The organism is Rahnella sp. PD4, from assembly GCF_049199325.1.
GTDB classification, from domain to species: Bacteria; Pseudomonadota; Gammaproteobacteria; order Enterobacterales; family Enterobacteriaceae; genus Rahnella; species Rahnella perminowiae.
Genome location: NZ_JBLZQF010000013.1, coordinates 54,170 through 72,155, shown reverse-complemented (window position 1 = coordinate 72,155; position 17,986 = coordinate 54,170). Strand labels below are relative to the sequence as shown.

Genomic DNA, 17,986 nt, shown 5'->3' with positions numbered 1-17,986 from the left:
AAGTACGTAAAGTCATGGAATAGCGGCAATTGATGACGTATTTTGCGTCTAGAGGTAAATACAATGAATAAAATTTTGTTAGTTGATGACGACCGTGAACTGACTTCACTTTTGAAAGAATTGCTCGAAATGGAAGGCTTTAATGTTGTAGTGGCTTACGATGGTGAGCAGGCATTAGAGAAAATCGATAATACCATCGATCTTCTGTTACTTGACGTGATGATGCCGAAGAAAAACGGCATTGAAACCCTTAAAGAATTACGCCAGCGCCATCAGACGCCAGTGATTATGTTAACCGCTCGTGGCAGTGAATTAGATCGTGTTCTTGGCCTTGAGCTGGGTGCCGATGACTATCTGCCAAAACCGTTTAATGACCGCGAGCTCGTGGCTCGTATCCGGGCCATGTTGCGTCGCTCTAACTGGAGCGAACAGCAGCAAAGCAATGAAAACAGCGGCTCACCGACGCTCGAAGTGGACGGGCTGCAACTGAACCCAGGCCGTCAGGAAGCCAGCTTTAACGGGGAAGCGCTGGATTTAACCGGCACTGAATTCACCCTTTTGTACTTACTGGCAAAACATCTTGGACAAGTTGTTTCCCGCGAACACCTTAGTCAGGAAGTGCTGGGGAAACGTCTGACGCCGTTTGACCGTGCTATTGATATGCATATCTCGAATCTGCGCCGTAAATTACCCGATCGCCAGGATGGTCATCCGTGGTTTAAAACCCTGCGTGGACGTGGTTATCTGATGGTTTCTGCTTCATGATAAACAGCCTTACGGCACGTATTTTTGCCATTTTCTGGTTCACATTAGCCTTAGTGCTGATGCTGGTATTAATGGTGCCGAAACTCGATTCACGCCAGATTACACCGCTGCTCGATAACGAGCAGCGGCAAGGCCTGATGATTGAACAACACGTTGAGGCTGAACTGGCGACCGATCCTGCAAATGACCTGATGTGGTGGCGCCGCTTGTTCCGTGCCATCGACAAATGGGCTCCGCCAGGTCAGCGCCTGTTGCTGGTGACCAGCGAAGGGCGGGTGATTGGCGCTCAGCGCAATGAAATGCAGATCGTGCGTAACTTTATCGGCCAGTCTGATAACTCAGATCGCCCGAAGAAGAAAAAATATGGCCGCGTCGAAATGGTGGGGCCTTTCTCCGTTCGTGACGGCGAAGACAATTACCAGCTTTATCTGATGCGCCCAGCCAGCAGTTCCCAGTCTGATTTTATCAACCTGATGTTCGACCGCCCGCTGTTGCTGTTAATCGTCACCATGCTGATCAGCGCCCCGCTGTTGCTCTGGCTGGCCTGGAGCCTGGCGAAACCGGCGCGCAAGTTGAAAAACGCCGCTGATGACGTTGCACGCGGCAATCTTAAGCAGCATCCGGAACTCGAAGCAGGGCCACAGGAGTTCCTCGCGACCGGTGCCAGCTTCAACCAGATGGTCAGCGCACTCGAACGGATGGTCACGGCGCAACAACGACTGATTTCCGATATCTCACATGAACTCCGTACCCCGCTGACGCGTTTGCAACTGGCAACCGCGTTGATGAGACGTCGTCATGGTGAAGGGAAAGAGCTGCAACGCATCGAAAATGAAGCTCAGCGCCTTGATGGCATGATCAATGACCTGCTGGTGTTGTCACGCAGCCAGCATAAAAATGAATTATCGCGCGAAACCCTAAAGGCACACGAATTGTGGGCTGGAGTGATTGACGACGCACAGTTTGAAGCCGAACAAATGGGCAAAACACTTGAAGTCACATCACCACCTGGCCCGTGGAAACTGATCGGTAATGCGGCGGCGCTCGACAGCGCGCTGGAGAACATCGTGCGTAACGCCCTGCGTTATTCGAATCATCATATTGTGCTGAACTTCGCCCACGACAACGAAGGGATCACCATCACCGTAGATGATGACGGCCCCGGCGTAAGTGAGGAAGATCGTGAGCAGATTTTCCGTCCGTTCTACCGTACTGATGAAGCGCGTGACCGGGAATCCGGCGGTACCGGCCTTGGGCTGGCTATCGTCGATACCGCTGTTCAACAGCACAGAGGCAAGGTAAAAGCCGAAGACAGCCCGCTGGGCGGCCTTCGTTTGATTATCTGGCTGCCGCTGCACCAGCGTTAAGTTTCTGCTATTCTGCGTCCCTCTATCAGGGGGACGCATGCTTAACATTGTTTTATTTGAACCAGAAATCCCGCCCAACACCGGCAACATTATCCGCCTGTGTGCCAACACCGGATGCCAGCTTCACCTCATCGAACCTTTGGGTTTCGGCTGGGACGATAAACGTCTGCGCCGCGCCGGGCTCGATTACCATGAATTCGCCAATATCAAGCATCACGCTAATTATGATGCCTTTCTCAGTAGTGAAAACCCACAGCGCCTGTTTGCACTGACAACCAAAGGCACGCCAGCACATAGCGCCGTCAGCTATCAGGAGGATGATTTCCTGCTCTTCGGCCCAGAAACTCGCGGCTTGCCGGCATCCATACTGGATAACCTGCCAGCACAACAGAAAATCCGCATTCCCATGCGCGCAGAAAGCCGCAGCATGAACTTGTCGAATGCTGTGTCCGTTGTGGTTTATGAAGCCTGGCGTCAGTTGGGATATCCGGGCGCATTGCTGAAAGAATAGCGTATTGGAAGTGAAGAGGATGGCATGCAGATTCATGCCATCTGAAAGCCTGTCAGATGCCGTCGCCGAATTCAAAACCCTGCACAATACCGTTGAAATGCTGATCCATATCCATGGAAGGCCGCTCGCTTTCCGGCCGCCCGACAATACGCGCCGGAACGCCTGCAGCCGTGGTATGTGGAGGAACTGATTGTAATACGACTGAACCCGCACCGATTTTTGCGCCAGCACCCACTTCGATGTTGCCGAGGATTTTCGCACCGGCACCAATCATGACGCCTTCACGAATTTTAGGGTGTCGGTCACCGCAGGTTTTCCCTGTACCACCCAGTGTCACAGATTGCAGAATCGACACGTCATTTTCCACCACGGCCGTTTCACCGATGACAATGCCGGTGGCGTGGTCAAACATGATGCCACAGCCAATGCGTGCCGCCGGGTGAATATCTACCCCAAATGACACTGAAATCTGATTCTGGAAATAAATTGCCAGCGCTTTGCGATCCTGCTTCCATAGCCAGTTACCGATGCGGTAAGCCTGCAGCGCGTGGAACCCTTTAAGATAAAGCAGCGGTGTGGAATATTTGTCGACCGCGGCATCACGCTGATGCACAGCCAAAATGTCGCGGGCAGCGGACAGGATCATTTGTTCGTCGTTGCGATAGGCTTCTTCGACAACTTCACGGATCGCCATCGCAGGCATAATCGGATTGCCCAGTTTGTTGGCCAGAATGTAGCTCAACGCGCCGCCCAGCGTTTCATGTTTTAGCAACGTCGCATGGAAAAAACTGGCCAGCATCGGTTCACACTCAGCCAGCGCTCTCGCCTCTGATTTAATGTTATTCCAGACCAGTTCTAATTCTTCTAACGACATCACTTTTCCTTACGACTTTGCAAGTTCGGGTAATAAAAAGCCGCCCTGTGGGGAATACCAACAAGGTGGCTATTCTGCAAATGCCTTTCAGTGGCTGTGTTTTTCGTCCTTGCTCGCACGGGCAAGCAGACTGATTGCTGCTTCACGCGCATCTTTACCGCAATACAGCACCTGGTAAATCTGTTCCGTGATCGGCATTTCAACATTATTTCGCTGCGCCAGAGCCCGCACTTCTTTTGTATTGCGATAGCCTTCAACAACCTGGCCGATGGTGTCCTGAGCAGTCTGAACATCTTTGCCTTGCCCCAGCATAATGCCGAAGCGACGGTTGCGGGACTGGTTGTCTGTGCAGGTTAACACTAAATCACCCAAGCCTGCCATGCCCATAAATGTGGCTGGGTCAGCGCCTAAAGCGGAACCCAGGCGGGTCATTTCTGCCAGACCACGGGTAATCAGCGCGGTTCTTGCATTAGCCCCAAAGCCGATACCATCAGACATCCCGGCACCAATCGCGATAACATTTTTAATCGCACCGCCCAGCTGAACACCGATAAAATCGGGGTTGCTGTAAACACGGAAGCTTTTGCCACAGTGCAGCAATTGCTGCAAATCTTCGGCAAAACGGGTATCCGTTGCGGCCAGTGAGATTGCCGTTGGCATGCCGGCCGCCAGTTCTTTAGCAAATGTCGGCCCGGAAACGACGGCTAATGGAATTGCATCGCCGAGTTCTTCGCGCGCGACATCTTGCAACAAACGTCCGGTTTCGGCTTCCAGACCTTTCGTCGCCCACACCACGCGCGCATCAGGGCGCAGATGCGGTTTCAGCTGGCGTAATACGTCACCAAATACATGGCTTGGCACTACAACCAGTACATTACGACTGGCAGCTAACGCGATAGAAAGATTGGTTTCGAGCAACAGATTATCGGGGAAATGAACATCAGGAAGAAATTCCTGATTACAACGGGCGCGCTGTAACGCATTGATGTGGTCGGGATTATGTCCCCACAGCACAACGGGATGACCATTTCTGGCAAGAGTAATCGCTAAAGCGGTGCCGTACGAGCCGGCACCGATCACTGTCATTGACGCATTGACGGTTTTCATCAGGCATCCTGATGCGGTTCAGCACCTTCGCCTTCAGCTTGCTGTTGCAGATAGTTCATGAACAGAGCGTCAAAGTTAACAGGTGCCAGATTCAGTTGCGGGAAGGTACCGCGGGAAACCAGGCTGGTGATGCACTCACGGGCATACGGGAACAGAATGTTCGGGCAATATGCCCCCAGGCAATGTGCCATCTGGTTGCCATCAATACCGGAGATAGTGAAGATACCACCTTGCTGAACTTCGCACAGGAACGCAGTTTCGTCGCCCAGGGAAGACGTTACGGTCACACGCAAGACGACTTCATATACGCCGTCAGCCAGCTGGCTGGAAGCAGTATCAAGATCCAGTTTAACTTCTGGCTGCCAGTCTTGCTGGAAAACCTGAGGCGCATTTGGCGCTTCAAAAGAGATGTCTTTGGTGTAGATACGTTGGATCTGGAAAGCCATCTCGGTGTTATTTTGTTCTGACATGTGAGTAGTACCCTCGGGTTAATAGTCCTTTTAAACACTTAATGGAAAACAGGCGCCGCCTTTATTAACCCAGCATTGGGTCAAGGCCACCGCGTGCATCAAGTGCATGTAAATCATCACAACCGCCTACGTGTTGCCCATCGATAAAAATCTGAGGAACGGTTGAACGACCGCTACGGGCGATCATTTTTTCACGTTTATCCGCGTCACCGTCGATAGCGATTTCATCGAATGAAGCCCCTTTACTATTAAGGAGAGCCTTCGCACGATGGCAGTAAGGGCAGGTTGCCTTGGTGTAGATTTCAATTTTGGCCATGGGTTCCACCTCAGAGTCGTAAAATTTATTGCCGTAGCAGTTTGCTTAATGTCTTATTTACCGCGCACTAATGGCAGATTTTCACTGCTCCAGCCGCTGATACCTTCTTTGAGTGTAAAGACGCGTTCAAAACCCGCAGCAATAAGGCCTTCAGCCGCAGTGCGGGAAGTCTGGCCTGTGGCACAAACCACGATAACAGGCTGTGCTTTATGTTTGGTCAGTTCACCCAGGTTGTTGTTCTTGATGTCGGCAGACAACACATTTTGTGATTCAGCGATGTGGCCTTTGCGGAATTCTTCACGCGCGCGGACATCGACAACAATGGCGTCTTCTTTGTTAATCAGGCGGGTTGCTTCGCCACGGGTGATCTCTTTTACTTTAGAAAAACGTGTTTTAAAAGTGGTTACAATTACTGCAATCAGTAACGCAACCCACGCCAGGCTGAGAACCGGATGCGCACTGATGAATGGCATAATATCTTGCATGGGGTGTAGCAACTCCCGTCAGTTGGGGGAAAATTCAAGGCTTCAGAGTATACCTGCGCGTCGGAGCAAATACAGCCAGTAAGCGCGGCGATTGCCACAATCTGCGGCACGTCTCGGAAAATTAACACGCCTTTATAGCGAAAGTTAACCCTCACCTCACCTCATCTTTGATCTCCTCCGGCTATTCACTTACCGCGCTGAGGTAAAATCAGCCGCCTTAAATGCCCTTAGCCGCGCCTGTTCAGACTGTTTCAGCTGGCGAGCCTAATGAGCATTTCATCTTTCAAACTGAGGTCAATTGACATGTCGAGCAACAAAAAACCGATGGTTCTGGTGATTCTTGATGGCTACGGGCATCGTGAAGAACAACAAGATAATGCAATTCTGAACGCCAAAACCCCCGTCATGGATAATTTGTGGGCCACTCATCCGCACACCCTCATCGCCGCATCCGGGCTGGACGTCGGTTTACCCGACGGGCAGATGGGTAACTCCGAAGTCGGCCATGTCAATTTAGGTGCCGGTCGCATCGTGTATCAGGATCTCACCCGTCTGGACAAAGAAATTAAAGAAGGTGATTTCTTTAATAATAGCGTACTGACTGGCGCTGTTGATCATGCAATCGCCGCCGGCAAATCGGTTCATATTATGGGTCTGCTGTCTGCGGGTGGCGTTCACAGTCACGAAGATCACATTATGGCGATGATTGAGCTGGCGCAACGCCGTGGTGCGAAAGCCATTTATCTGCATGCCTTCCTGGATGGCCGCGATACCCCACCGCGCAGTGCTGAAGCAGCCCTGAAACGCTTCTCAGAAAAATTTGCACAGATAGGTACAGGCCGTGTCGCGTCAATCGTGGGGCGTTATTACGCCATGGATCGCGACAACCGCTGGGATCGTGTGCAACAGGCCTATGACTTAATGTCACAGGCAAAAGGCGCATTCACTGCCGATAACGCCCTTGCAGGTCTGCAAGCCGCTTATGCCCGCGACGAAAATGATGAGTTCGTCAAACCGACTGTGTTGCAAGCCGCTGGCGAAGAAACTGCCGCAATCAATGATGGCGATGCGCTGGTCTTTATGAACTTCCGTGCAGACCGTGCACGTGAAATCACCCGTGCTTTCATTAGCCCGGATTTTGAGGGCTTTACCCGCGAAAAAGTGATTAATTTCGGCGATTTTATCATGCTGACCGAATATGCTGCAGACATCAATGCAGCCTGTGCCTATCCACCGGCATCCCTGAAAAATACGCTGGGCGAATGGTTGATGGCGCACGGGAAAACGCAGTTGCGTATCTCTGAAACCGAAAAATATGCCCATGTCACCTTCTTCTTTAACGGTGGCATGGAAGACTCATTTGAAGGCGAAGATCGTATCCTGGTGAAATCACCTAATGTGGCGACTTATGACCTGCAACCGGAAATGAGCTCTGCTGAACTGACGGAAAAATTGCTCGGCGCAATCAGCAGCGGTAAATATGACGCCATCATTTGTAACTATCCAAATGGCGACATGGTCGGCCATACCGGTGTTTACGATGCGGCTGTCAGTGCCGTTGAAGCGCTCGATAAATGTGTTGCTCAGGTCGTGGACGCAGTGAAAGCCGCCGGTGGTCAGTTGTTGATTACAGCCGACCACGGCAATGCGGAACAGATGCGTGATCCTGCCACCGGCCAGGCGCATACCGCACATACCAGCCTGCCGGTACCGCTCATCTATATCGGTGGAAATGCACAGGCTGTTGAAGGCGGTAAATTATCTGATATCGCGCCAACCATGCTTTCACTGATGGGCATGGAAATTCCGACGGAAATGACCGGCAAACCGCTGTTTATCGCCCGCTAATTGCTGTTAAAGCGTGTTAAAAAAGGTGTACTGACCTCCGTTGGTACGCCTTTTTTGTTTGTGCATCAGCCTGTTGATTAGTGTTACGATACGATAAGGGACAGCCATATTGTCTATCATCCACGGTCGACAAGCGGAAAAAAGTTTGAGCAAATTCATTCATTTCAGCCTGATGAGAACCCGCCTTTCCGCTCAGGACAAGGCCGTATCTGCCTTCCCATCTCCAGCCTTATTACTGTGCGTATCTCTGCTGTCTCTCTCTGTGAGCGTGCATGCTGACGACAATAAAGATCAGCTCAAAACCATTCAGCAAAACATTGCGGAAAAAGAGAAAAGCGTAAAACAGCAGAAACAGCAACGCGGCACTTTACTGCAGCAACTGCAGGCGCAGGAAAAAACCATCGCTTCAGCCAGCAGTCAGTTGCGCAGTACACAGTCAACCCTCGCCACTTTGGGAAAAGACATTTCCGGGCTGAATGCGTCCATCGATAAATTGCAAAAACAACAAAAGACGCAGGAAACTATTCTGGCAAAGCAGCTCGATGCCGCCTTCCGCATCGGGCAGCATAAGGGCCTGCAATTACTGCTGAGCAGCGAAGAGAGCGAACGCAGCGAGAGGATCCTGGCTTATTTTGGTTATCTGAATGAAGCACGACAGAAAACCATCGAAGATCTGAAACAGACCCGCACTACGCTGGCGGCACAGCGTGTGTCTTTGCAATCTAAACAAGCCCGGCAAAAAAGCCTGTTGGATGAACAGCAAACCCAGCAGCAGAAACTCGAACAGGCACGCGCCGCACGCAAACAAACACTGACCGCGCTCGAATCCTCATTGCAAAAAGATGAGCAGAGCCTGACTGAACTGCGCGCCAACGAATCCAGCCTGCAAAACAAAATTGCAGCCGCTGAACGTGCCGCCAAAGCACGCGCAGAAAAAGAAGCGCGTGAAGCTGCGGCAGTCAGAGCGAAAGAGCAACAGGCGAAGAAATCCGGCTCCACCTACAAACCAACCCAAAGCGAGCAATCCCTGATGGCCCGTACCGGCGGTCTGGGCAGACCATCAGGTCAAAATATCTGGCCTGTTAATGGTTCGTTGATACATCGCTTCGGCGAACAGCTACAGGGTGAACTACGCTGGAAAGGGATGGTGATCTCAGCAAGGGAAGGCAGTGATGTCCGTGCGATTGCTGACGGACGGGTCATTCTGGCGGACTGGTTACAGGGATACGGGCTGGTTGTGGTTATCGATCACGGTAAAGGCGATATGAGCCTGTACGGCTACAATCAGGATGCGCTGGTCAGCGTAGGCGACCAGGTCAGAACCGGTCAGGCCATTGCTAAAGTTGGGAACAGCGGCGGACAGGGCCAGCCATCGCTGTATTTTGAAATTCGTCGTCAGGGCCAGGCAGTTAATCCACAGCCGTGGTTGGGAAGATAGCATTGCGATATAACAAGTCCGTTTTAGCTGCCGTTTGCGGTACTGCGTTCTTTGCCTGTCAGGTTCAGGCAGCGAAATTATCCATCCTGATCGATGACTTCGGTTATCGCCAGCATGAGGAAAACCAGGTACTTCAGATGCCAAAAGCGGTATCCGTCGCGATTTTCCCCAATGCACCCGATTCGCAGATGATGATGAACAAAGCGCACCAGCAGGGACGTGAGATTCTGATCCACCTGCCGATGGCACCGCTCAGCAAGCAACCTCTGGAAAAAGATACGCTCACGCCTTCCATGAGTGCCGCAGAAGTGAAACGCATTGTCGATCAGGCGATCAGCAATATTCCCTACGCGATTGGTATCAATAACCATATGGGTAGCGCTATGACCTCCAGCCTGACCGGCATGGAAAATGTCATGCAGGCAATGAATGCTCACAACCTGTTTTTCCTTGATAGTATGACCATCGGCAACACCCAGTCAGTCAAAGCGGCTCAGGGCACCCGGGTGAAAGTGATTAAACGCAATGTCTTTTTAGATGATGTGCAGAATGAAACGGAAATCCGCCGTCAATTTGAACGTGCAATTCAACTCGCACGCAAGAATGGCTATGCCATCGCGATCGGGCACCCACATCCCACTACGGTGAAAGTGCTGCAGCAAATGTTGCCAAACTTACCTGCCGATATCGTTCTGGTCAGGCCAAGCGATCTGCTGAACGAACCCCAGCGCAGCGCAGCAACCCGCAAAGCCACGATCGGGCCAGTAAAATCATCGCGTAAAGGCATCAGTGTCTGTCGCCTCAGGCAACCCATCCCGCAGATTTATGCGGACAGCATGTTTAAAGTTCTGGGAGAAAGCCTGAAATCTTTACCTGCCTTGGAGTTTGTGGAACGGCAATATTCTGTGATGACAACTTTTACGCAAAACTAGGAATCGCACACATTGACGATTTCCTGATTATATTGATGGTAAGCATATCTCCGTTACCATTAACTAACTTATTGATATAGATGAGTTTACGAGCCAAACTAAAAAGTAGAGCTTCTGGGTTTTGCCTCATATAATAGGCGCTGTATATTTTTTTGACCGGACTGAGCAAGGGCGCTAACCGATGGGACAAGATCGATCTAAAATTCTGCTACTGGATAGTGGCAAGGAATGGGGAGGCGGTACTAACAGTATGTTAGAACTGCTGAAAAGAATCGATCGTGAAAAATTTGAAATCAGCTGTTGCTTTTATAACGATTATGCCCGGGACAACGGCGAAACTATCGGCCAGATTTTAAACTCACTGAATGTTCCGGTATTCTTTATTCCGCAGGTTAAACAACCTGCCTGGGCAAAAATCGTCAAAGAAGTATTAAGAACGCTGTTTTTCTTTAACAGTAACTTGCGTCAGAAAGCCATTTATTCCATCGACAAAATCTGGCGTATTAACCCCAACATCCGCAAAATTCACTCCCTGCTTGAACTCGGTCAGTTTGACATTCTGTATATGAATAATCAGCCCAGCTCGAATGTTGAAGGCTATTATTCTACTGCCGGTTTACCCACAGAAATCGTACAACATTGTCGTATTGAGCCGGTGCTCAGCCGGGAAATTGTGCGAATCGTTAACCAGTTCTGCCACAGCATTATCTCTGTTTCTCAGGGTGTGCAGGAACAACTGCTCAAACGCGGTGTACGCAAGGAGTTATGTTTTACCGTTTTTAATGGCATTGATATTCATCAGCCATTGCCTGACGGCAATAAAATCCGGGAAGAATTAGCGGCCGACAACGATACGTTCATCTTTGGCAGTATCGGTTCTCTGATTAACCGCAAAGCCCATCACTTCACGTTACTGGCGCTGGACAAATTTAACCGCGCATTTCCGGAAGCTAAATGGAAAATGGTGTTTGTGGGTGAAGGCCCGAACTTACGCCGCCTCATTCAGCAAGCTTCGGCTCTGAATATGATGGATAAAGTCATATTCACAGGCTTTCAGAGCAATGCGCTGGAATACCTGTCCGCGTTTGATACCTTTATTTTGGGTTCAAAAAGTGAGGGCCTGCCACGGGTCGTGTTGGAATCGATGCTGCTAAAAACACCTGTGATTGGATCGAATGTCACCGGAACGGCCGAACTGATTAAAAATGCAGAAACCGGCATGTTATTTGAGTATGGCGATATTGAAATGCTCTTTAACCATATGAAAACACTGTATCTCAATGCCCATCTGAGAAATGAAATCGCAGAGCAGGCAAACCTGATTGTTCGCGAAAAATTTGCAATTGAAAAATATGTCTCAGGCGTTGAAACCGTTTTAAGCAGTGTGAAAAAGAAACAAGGCTGAATATGTTCAAATTTCTAAATCCAAAATATCGTCACATACTTTCGCGCCATAATTTGCCGTATCCCGATACCGTCACGCCAGACAAACCCAAAAACAGTGTTACGTCAGTAGTGATCCCTTCTGCAGGGGCCGACTATATTGAAGAGGCGTGTCTGTGTGCAGAATTTGCCGATAAATTCGCGACCGCATTACAGGAAATCGTGATTGTTACCGATCAGGATGCCAGCCATTTCCGCCCGTTGCCTGAGAAAGTCCGCATCGTCACGCTTAACCCTGAGACCAAATCCGGTGATTATCGCTATAAACAAATTTATCTCAGTCGCCTGATCAAACTGATGGCACCTTTGCAGGCCAAGACTGACGGTATTTTGATGATCGATTCCGATCTGAATTTACTCAAAATGCCTGAAATTCAGTTGCATGAAAATCACATTTACTCAAGTTTCCGCCAGGGAAAGATGATTGCCAAACTGGACGGTTGTGATCCTGAGATAATCCCGGCGTATTACAAAAACAGCGTGCGCCCTTATATTGTTGATCATGTCAACGGCGCTTTCTTAGCCGCCACCCGTAAAACCTGGGAGCGTTTGTGCCCGCTGTGGATTATGTTTTTCAGAGATACCTGGAACCTTCTGCCAGACAATCAGCCACCGACTGATCAGCTACCTCTGGCCGCCATGCTGGATACACTGGATATCAAAAGCGTCAATCTGGGCGACTGGATGAACTGGCCGGTATCGAAAAAAATTGGCGGTACGCCATCGGTTATCCCGAAAGAAGTGATTGGCGCTCATGGCGGCTTCCCGCTGACAGAATGGCAAAAGTATCTGGCTTCACCGGATAATGAACTGTTATTCAAAGGGCAGGATTACACCCGTAAAGTACGTTATCTGACGGATGCCGAGAAAAAAACGGCCGATCCTGCGGCGTAACAACTGCGCCATTTTCAGCAAAAAGCCCGCTATTTCAGCGGGCTTTTTTCGTTCCCGGCGTACCGGATTACCAGTTGAGTATCACTTTGCCTGAATGCCCGGAGCGCATTGCATCAAACCCTTTCTGGAATTCATCAATAGGAAAATGGTGGGTAATGAGAGGGGTAAGATCTAATCCTGACTGAATCAGGGCGGCCATTTTGTACCAGGTTTCGAACATTTCCCTTCCGTAAATGCCTTTAATAAACAGCCCTTTGAAAATCACCTGATTCCAGTCGATCGCCATCTCAGTGGAGGGAATGCCCAGCATCGCAATCCGGCCTCCGTGATTCATGGCGTTGAGCATGCTGCGAAATGCGGACGGTGCACCTGACATCTCCAGTCCGACGTCAAACCCTTCCGTCATACCCAGTTCATCCATCACATTCTGCAAGCTTTGCTGACTGACGTTCACTGCCCGCGTTACGCCCATTTTACGCGCCAGTTCCAGACGGTATTCGTTCATATCTGTAATGACAACATGGCGGGCACCAACGTGTTTACAAATCGCAGCGGCCATGATGCCAATCGGGCCGGCCCCGCTGATCAGCACATCCTCACCGACCAGATCAAACGACAATGCGGTATGCACAGCATTCCCGAAGGGATCAAAAATCGCAGCCAGATCATCGGAAATATTGTCCGGGATTTTAAACGCATTAAAAGCAGGCAATACCAGATATTCCGCAAAAGCACCCGGACGGTTTACCCCGACGCCCTGCGCATTGCGGCACAAATGTGTGCGTCCTCCGCGACAATTACGGCAATGTCCGCAGGTAATATGCCCCTCACCCGACACCCGGTCGCCGATACTGAAACCTTTAACTTCCTGGCCGATACCCACCACTTCGCCGACATATTCGTGTCCGACAACCATCGGCACGGGAATCGTTTTTTGTGACCACTCATCCCAGTTGTAGATATGCACATCAGTGCCACATATGGCCGTTTTACGGATTTTGATCAGCAAATCGTTGTGCCCTAATTCAGGTACCGGCGCATCCGTCATCCAGATGCCTTCTTCTCGTTTGAGTTTTGCTAAGGCTTTCATCGACATTCCTCAGGCGATCACGCCAAGTTTTTTGCCAATACGGGTGAAGGCTTCAACGGCCTTTTCGATCTGTTCCGTGCTGTGCGCCGCTGACATTTGAGTACGAATGCGCGCCTGTCCCTGAGGCACCACCGGATAAAAGAAACCGGTGACGTAAATCCCCTCCTGCTGCAAAAGCGATGCAAATTCCTGAGCCAGACGGGCCTCGCCCAGCATCACCGGGATAATCGCGTGATCGGCACCCGCCAGCGTGAAACCAGCGGCGGTCATTTTTTCACGGAACAGTCTGGCGTTGCTGAGCAAACGTTCACGAAGGTCGTTGCCTTCTTCGAGCATGGAAAGCACTTTAAGCGAGGCGGAGACAATCGACGGTGCCAGAGAATTAGAAAAGAGGTAAGGCCGCGAACGCTGGCGCAGCCAGTCGATCACTTCCTGACGCGCTGCGGTATAGCCGCCGGAAGCACCGCCCAGCGCTTTGCCGAGCGTGCCGGTGATAATATCCACACGCCCCATCACATCACAATATTCGTGCGTTCCCCGCCCTTCGGCTCCGACAAAACCAACCGCATGAGAATCATCGACCATTACCAGCGCGTCAAATCGTTCAGCCAGGTCGCACACGCCTTTCAGATTAGCAATCACACCATCCATCGAAAATACACCGTCGGTTGCCACCAGAATATGGCGGGCACCGTCGTCTTTTGCCTGCTGCAAACGGGTTTCCAGTTCAGCCATATTGTTGTTGGCATACCGGTAACGCCTGGCTTTGCATAACCGGACGCCGTCGATTATTGAGGCGTGATTCAGCGCATCCGAAATGATGGCGTCTTCTTCACCCAGTAATGTTTCGAATAACCCGCCGTTGGCATCAAAACAGGAGGAATAGAGGATGGCATCATCCATACCGAGAAAGTCAGCCAGACGGTGTTCGAGCTCTTTGTGCGTATCTTGTGTACCACAGATAAAGCGGACCGAAGCCATGCCGAAACCGTGGCTGTCGAGACCAGCTTTTGCCGCGTCGATTAATGCAGGATGATTGGCCAGGCCAAGGTAGTTGTTAGCGCAAAAATTGATGACCGGATGGCCGCCAGCAACGGCGACTTCTGCCTGCTGGGGCGTGGTGAGAATGCGTTCTTCTTTAAACAGCCCTTCAACCCGAGCCTGATCCAGCTGATCTTCCAGCTGCCGATAAAACGAAACAGACATACAGTATTCTCCTGAAATGACTCATTCACGGAATACCTTACTAATCTGCATATGAAATAACGATGAAAGTGCTCACAATATCTTTGTTTTGCAGCATAGTTCACGCCTTACGCCCTGAAACATAAGAATCCCTGTTATAGGACACCTTCCCAATGTGAGCTTCATAATGAAGTGTTATGATATTACCCATTATACAGGCTGTGCATGGTGCGCAGTTCTTCAAATGATTAAAGGTGAATCCCATGATAATCGTCACTGGCGGCGCTGGTTTTATCGGCAGCAATATTATTAAATCGCTCAATGATATGGGATACCGCGATATTCTGGTGGTGGATAATCTGAAAGACGGTACCAAGTTCGTCAATCTGGTTGATCTGGATATTGCGGATTATTGCGACAAAGAAGATTTCATCGCCAGCATCGTCGCCGGCGACGATCTGGGTGATATCGACGCCATTTTCCATGAAGGCGCGTGCTCTTCCACGACCGAGTGGGACGGCAAATACATGATGGATAACAACTATCAGTACTCCAAAGATGTTCTGCATTATTGTCTGGATCGCAGTATTCCCTTCCTGTATGCCTCTTCCGCAGCAACCTATGGTAGTCAGAGCACCAGCTTTGTAGAAGATCGCCAATATGAGCAGCCGCTGAACGTCTACGGTTACTCTAAGTTCCTGTTTGACCAGTATGTACGCGAAATTCTGCCGCACGCTGAATCTCAAATCTGTGGTTTCCGCTATTTCAACGTTTACGGACCGCGTGAAGGCCATAAAGGCAGCATGGCGAGCGTAGCATTCCATCTGAATAATCAGATCAAAGCCGGGGAAAACCCAAAACTGTTCTCTGGCAGCGAAGGCTTCAAGCGCGATTTCATCTATGTAGGTGATGTGGCAGCCGTGAACCTGTGGTTCTGGCAAAACGGGGTTTCAGGCATTTTCAACTGCGGTACCGGCCGTTCGGAATCCTTCCAGGCCGTAGCAGACGCCGTTGTGGCGTACCACAATTCTGGCGATATCGAATACATTCCTTTCCCGGAAAAACTCAAGGGCCGCTACCAGTCTTTCACGCAGGCCGATATGACTGCCCTGCGTAACGCCGGTTATGACAAGCCCTTCAAAACAGTGGCTGAAGGTGTGACGGAATACATGAGCTGGCTTAACCGCACAGTTTAAGCCCTGCACCTTGAGGAATGGATTAACGGTATGAAAATACTGGTAATTGGGCCGTCATGGGTCGGTGACATGATGATGTCACAAAGTCTTTATCGCACCCTGAAAGCTGCGCACCCCGACGCTCAGATTGACGTGATGGCACCTGCATGGTGCCGTCCTTTACTTGATCGCATGCCGGAAGTGCATCAGGCGCTGGCAATGCCGCTGGGCCATGGAGCGCTGGAATTGGGCGAGCGTCGTCGTCTGGGTATTTCACTGCGCAATGAGAAATATCAGCGCGCATACGTTCTGCCTAACTCGTTTAAATCGGCGCTGATACCTTTCTTTGCCCGTATTCCTCAGCGCACCGGCTGGCGTGGCGAAATGCGTTATGGCCTGCTCAATGATTTGCGGGTACTGGATAAACCCGCATTCCCACTGATGGTTCAGCGTTATGCCGCACTGGGCTATGATGCCCGGCAAATCAAAACTGCCGCTGATCTTCCGCAACCTGTTCTGTGGCCGAAATTAGCGGTCAGCAACGCGGAAGTCACTGCGGTTAAAACCGCCTTCTCTGTGGATAATACCCGCCCGCTGATAGGTTTCTGCCCTGGCGCGGAATTTGGCCCGGCAAAACGCTGGCCTCATTATCACTACGCGGTGCTGGCTGAAAAGCTGATCAGCGAAGGCTATCAGGTGGTGCTGTTTGGTTCCGCAAAAGATAACGCTGCAGGTGAACAAATCCGCCTGGCGCTGACAGAAAACGCACAGCCTTTCTGCCTCAATCTGGCGGGGAAAACCTCCCTGGATCAGGCGGTCGTGATGATTGCCGCCTGTCATGCGGTGGTCAGTAATGATTCAGGTCTTATGCATGTTGCCGCTGCTCTGGATAAACCGCTGGTGGCACTTTACGGGCCCAGCAGCCCGGACTTTACGCCACCACTCAGTCATCAAGCAAAAGTTATACGTCTTATCACCGGCTACCATAAAGTCCGTAAAGGCGATGCGGAAGAAGGCTATCACCAAAGTTTAATTGATATACAACCCGGGCAGGTTTACCAGGAACTCACCCAGTTGCTGAACGCAAGGAAGGAGCTTTAATGCGGGTTCTCATCGTCAAAACCTCGTCCATGGGCGACGTTCTGCATACTCTTCCGGCGTTAACGGATGCGATGCAGGCCATTCCTGGGATCCGCTTTGACTGGGTTGTGGAAGAAGGCTTTACCCAGATCCCCGGCTGGCATCCTGCCGTTGATCGCGTGATACCTGTCGCCATCCGCCGCTGGCGTAAAAACTGGTTCGGTTCTGAAACCCGGCATCAACGCTGCGATTTCAAACGCGAAGTTCAGTCTCAAACCTATGATGTCATCATCGATGCTCAGGGTCTGATGAAAAGTGCAGCACTGATCACCCGCGTCGCCAAAGGCGAAAAACACGGGCAAGATTGTAAAAGTGCCCGCGAGCCATTCGCCAGCTGGTTCTACAATCAACGCCATGAAATCGATAAAAAGCAGCATGCGGTAGAGCGTACTCGGGAGTTATTTGCGAAAAGCCTGGGTTATGAAAAGCCATCAGGCCAGGGGGATTACGCTATTGCGGCACGTTTCCTCTCCCATCTTCCTGCTGATACGCAGCCGTATCTGGTGTTTCTTCATGCCACCACCCGCGCAGATAAGCACTGGCCGGAAGAGCACTGGCGTGCGCTGATCAGCATGTTCGACGGGCAAAATATTTGCATCAAACTTCCATGGGGGGCAGACCATGAATATCAACGCGCATTGCGCCTGGCGGAAGGTTTTCCTTATGTCGAGGTGCTGCCTAAACTGAGCCTGGAAAAAGTTGCTGAGGTTTTAGCGGGGGCGAAAGCGGTCATTTCTGTTGATACCGGGCTGAGCCATCTGACCGCCGCGCTGGATCGTCCCAATATCACACTTTACGGACCGACCGATCCCGGCTTGATTGGCGGGTATGGAAAGAATCAGTTTATCCTCAAAGCCGATGACAACGCATTGAAAAACTTATCTGCAAAAAGCGTCTTTGAACGTCTGAGTGATCTGCTGGCGGCGAAAGAGGAAATGAACTGACC

General features: G+C 50.8%; 18 protein-coding genes. 11 read left to right on the top strand and 7 right to left on the bottom strand.

What is annotated here, in order from left to right; all coding sequences use genetic code 11:
* Positions 1-63 precede the first annotated feature (63 nt).
* Genes cpxR through trmL form a run of 3 tightly spaced genes read left to right on the top strand, consistent with a single transcriptional unit; the run spans position 64 to position 2,643 of the window.
* A complete protein-coding gene (gene cpxR / locus ACOZIO_RS22820) occupies positions 64-765 on the top strand; it encodes an envelope stress response regulator transcription factor CpxR (RefSeq protein WP_129955294.1) in 702 nt (233 codons plus the stop codon).
* Positions 762-2,132 carry an envelope stress sensor histidine kinase CpxA gene (gene cpxA, locus ACOZIO_RS22815; protein WP_129955293.1) on the top strand — a complete coding sequence of 457 codons (1,371 nt, stop codon included), beginning with the start codon at positions 762-764 and terminating at the stop codon, positions 2,130-2,132. Before cpxR ends, cpxA begins: the two co-directional genes overlap by 4 nt.
* Before the next feature lie 37 nt (positions 2,133-2,169).
* Positions 2,170-2,643: a tRNA (uridine(34)/cytosine(34)/5-carboxymethylaminomethyluridine(34)-2'-O)-methyltransferase TrmL gene (trmL, locus tag ACOZIO_RS22810; RefSeq protein WP_129955292.1), complete on the top strand. Its 474-nt coding sequence runs from the start codon at positions 2,170-2,172 to the stop codon at positions 2,641-2,643.
* 52 nt (positions 2,644-2,695) lie between these two features.
* Here the strand turns inward: trmL and cysE are convergent, their stop codons facing one another.
* The 5 genes from cysE to ACOZIO_RS22785 all read right to left on the bottom strand — a co-directional run bounded on the left by cysE (position 2,696) and on the right by ACOZIO_RS22785 (position 5,895).
* Positions 2,696-3,517 (bottom strand): serine O-acetyltransferase, encoded by an 822-nt coding sequence (gene cysE, locus ACOZIO_RS22805; protein ID WP_120133124.1) that lies wholly within the window; start codon positions 3,515-3,517, stop codon positions 2,696-2,698.
* Positions 3,518-3,604: 87 nt separating this feature from the next.
* On the bottom strand, positions 3,605-4,624 hold the full coding sequence (gene gpsA, locus ACOZIO_RS22800; protein WP_129955291.1) for an NAD(P)H-dependent glycerol-3-phosphate dehydrogenase: 1,020 nt from the start codon (positions 4,622-4,624) through the stop codon (positions 3,605-3,607).
* Entirely contained in the window at positions 4,624-5,094 is a 471-nt protein-coding gene (secB, locus tag ACOZIO_RS22795) for a protein-export chaperone SecB (protein WP_129955290.1), read from the bottom strand. Before secB ends, gpsA begins: the two co-directional genes overlap by 1 nt.
* Before the next feature lie 64 nt (positions 5,095-5,158).
* On the bottom strand, positions 5,159-5,410 hold the full coding sequence (gene grxC, locus ACOZIO_RS22790) for a glutaredoxin 3 (RefSeq protein WP_013577603.1): 252 nt from the start codon (positions 5,408-5,410) through the stop codon (positions 5,159-5,161).
* Between the two features lie 53 nt (positions 5,411-5,463).
* Positions 5,464-5,895: a rhodanese-like domain-containing protein gene (locus tag ACOZIO_RS22785; RefSeq protein ID WP_013577604.1), complete on the bottom strand. Its 432-nt coding sequence runs from the start codon at positions 5,893-5,895 to the stop codon at positions 5,464-5,466.
* A 303-nt stretch (positions 5,896-6,198) separates the two neighbouring features.
* On the opposite strand from ACOZIO_RS22785, the gene gpmM reads away from it, so the two are divergent.
* The 5 genes from gpmM to ACOZIO_RS22760 all read left to right on the top strand — a co-directional run bounded on the left by gpmM (position 6,199) and on the right by ACOZIO_RS22760 (position 12,450).
* Complete coding sequence (gpmM, locus tag ACOZIO_RS22780) at positions 6,199-7,743, top strand: 2,3-bisphosphoglycerate-independent phosphoglycerate mutase (protein ID WP_421595745.1); 1,545 nt, start codon at positions 6,199-6,201, stop codon at positions 7,741-7,743.
* 172 nt (positions 7,744-7,915) lie between these two features.
* Positions 7,916-9,181 (top strand): murein hydrolase activator EnvC, encoded by a 1,266-nt coding sequence (gene envC, locus ACOZIO_RS22775; RefSeq protein ID WP_370278366.1) that lies wholly within the window; start codon positions 7,916-7,918, stop codon positions 9,179-9,181.
* A gap of 2 nt (positions 9,182-9,183) precedes the next feature.
* Entirely contained in the window at positions 9,184-10,113 is a 930-nt protein-coding gene (locus ACOZIO_RS22770; protein WP_129955287.1) for a divergent polysaccharide deacetylase family protein, read from the top strand.
* A 181-nt stretch (positions 10,114-10,294) separates the two neighbouring features.
* Entirely contained in the window at positions 10,295-11,518 is a 1,224-nt protein-coding gene (locus tag ACOZIO_RS22765) for a glycosyltransferase (protein WP_129955286.1), read from the top strand.
* 2 nt (positions 11,519-11,520) lie between these two features.
* Complete coding sequence (locus ACOZIO_RS22760; RefSeq protein WP_129955285.1) at positions 11,521-12,450, top strand: hypothetical protein; 930 nt, start codon at positions 11,521-11,523, stop codon at positions 12,448-12,450.
* A 67-nt stretch (positions 12,451-12,517) separates the two neighbouring features.
* Here the strand turns inward: ACOZIO_RS22760 and tdh are convergent, their stop codons facing one another.
* Positions 12,518-13,540, bottom strand: coding sequence for an L-threonine 3-dehydrogenase (gene tdh, locus ACOZIO_RS22755; RefSeq protein WP_129955284.1), 1,023 nt, complete (start codon positions 13,538-13,540; stop codon positions 12,518-12,520).
* Positions 13,541-13,549: 9 nt separating this feature from the next.
* Entirely contained in the window at positions 13,550-14,746 is a 1,197-nt protein-coding gene (gene kbl, locus ACOZIO_RS22750) for a glycine C-acetyltransferase (RefSeq protein ID WP_129955283.1), read from the bottom strand.
* Positions 14,747-14,988: 242 nt separating this feature from the next.
* Here kbl and rfaD point away from each other — a divergent pair, with 242 nt between their 5' ends.
* The 3 genes from rfaD to rfaC are packed head-to-tail and all read left to right on the top strand — an operon-like array spanning position 14,989 to position 17,984.
* A complete protein-coding gene (gene rfaD / locus ACOZIO_RS22745; protein WP_129955282.1) occupies positions 14,989-15,921 on the top strand; it encodes an ADP-glyceromanno-heptose 6-epimerase in 933 nt (310 codons plus the stop codon).
* 30 nt (positions 15,922-15,951) lie between these two features.
* Positions 15,952-17,001 carry an ADP-heptose--LPS heptosyltransferase RfaF gene (gene rfaF / locus ACOZIO_RS22740; protein WP_129955281.1) on the top strand — a complete coding sequence of 350 codons (1,050 nt, stop codon included), beginning with the start codon at positions 15,952-15,954 and terminating at the stop codon, positions 16,999-17,001.
* Positions 17,001-17,984: a lipopolysaccharide heptosyltransferase RfaC gene (gene rfaC, locus ACOZIO_RS22735; RefSeq protein WP_129955280.1), complete on the top strand. Its 984-nt coding sequence runs from the start codon at positions 17,001-17,003 to the stop codon at positions 17,982-17,984. The genes rfaF and rfaC overlap by 1 nt, the downstream gene beginning before the upstream one ends.
* Positions 17,985-17,986 lie beyond the last annotated feature (2 nt).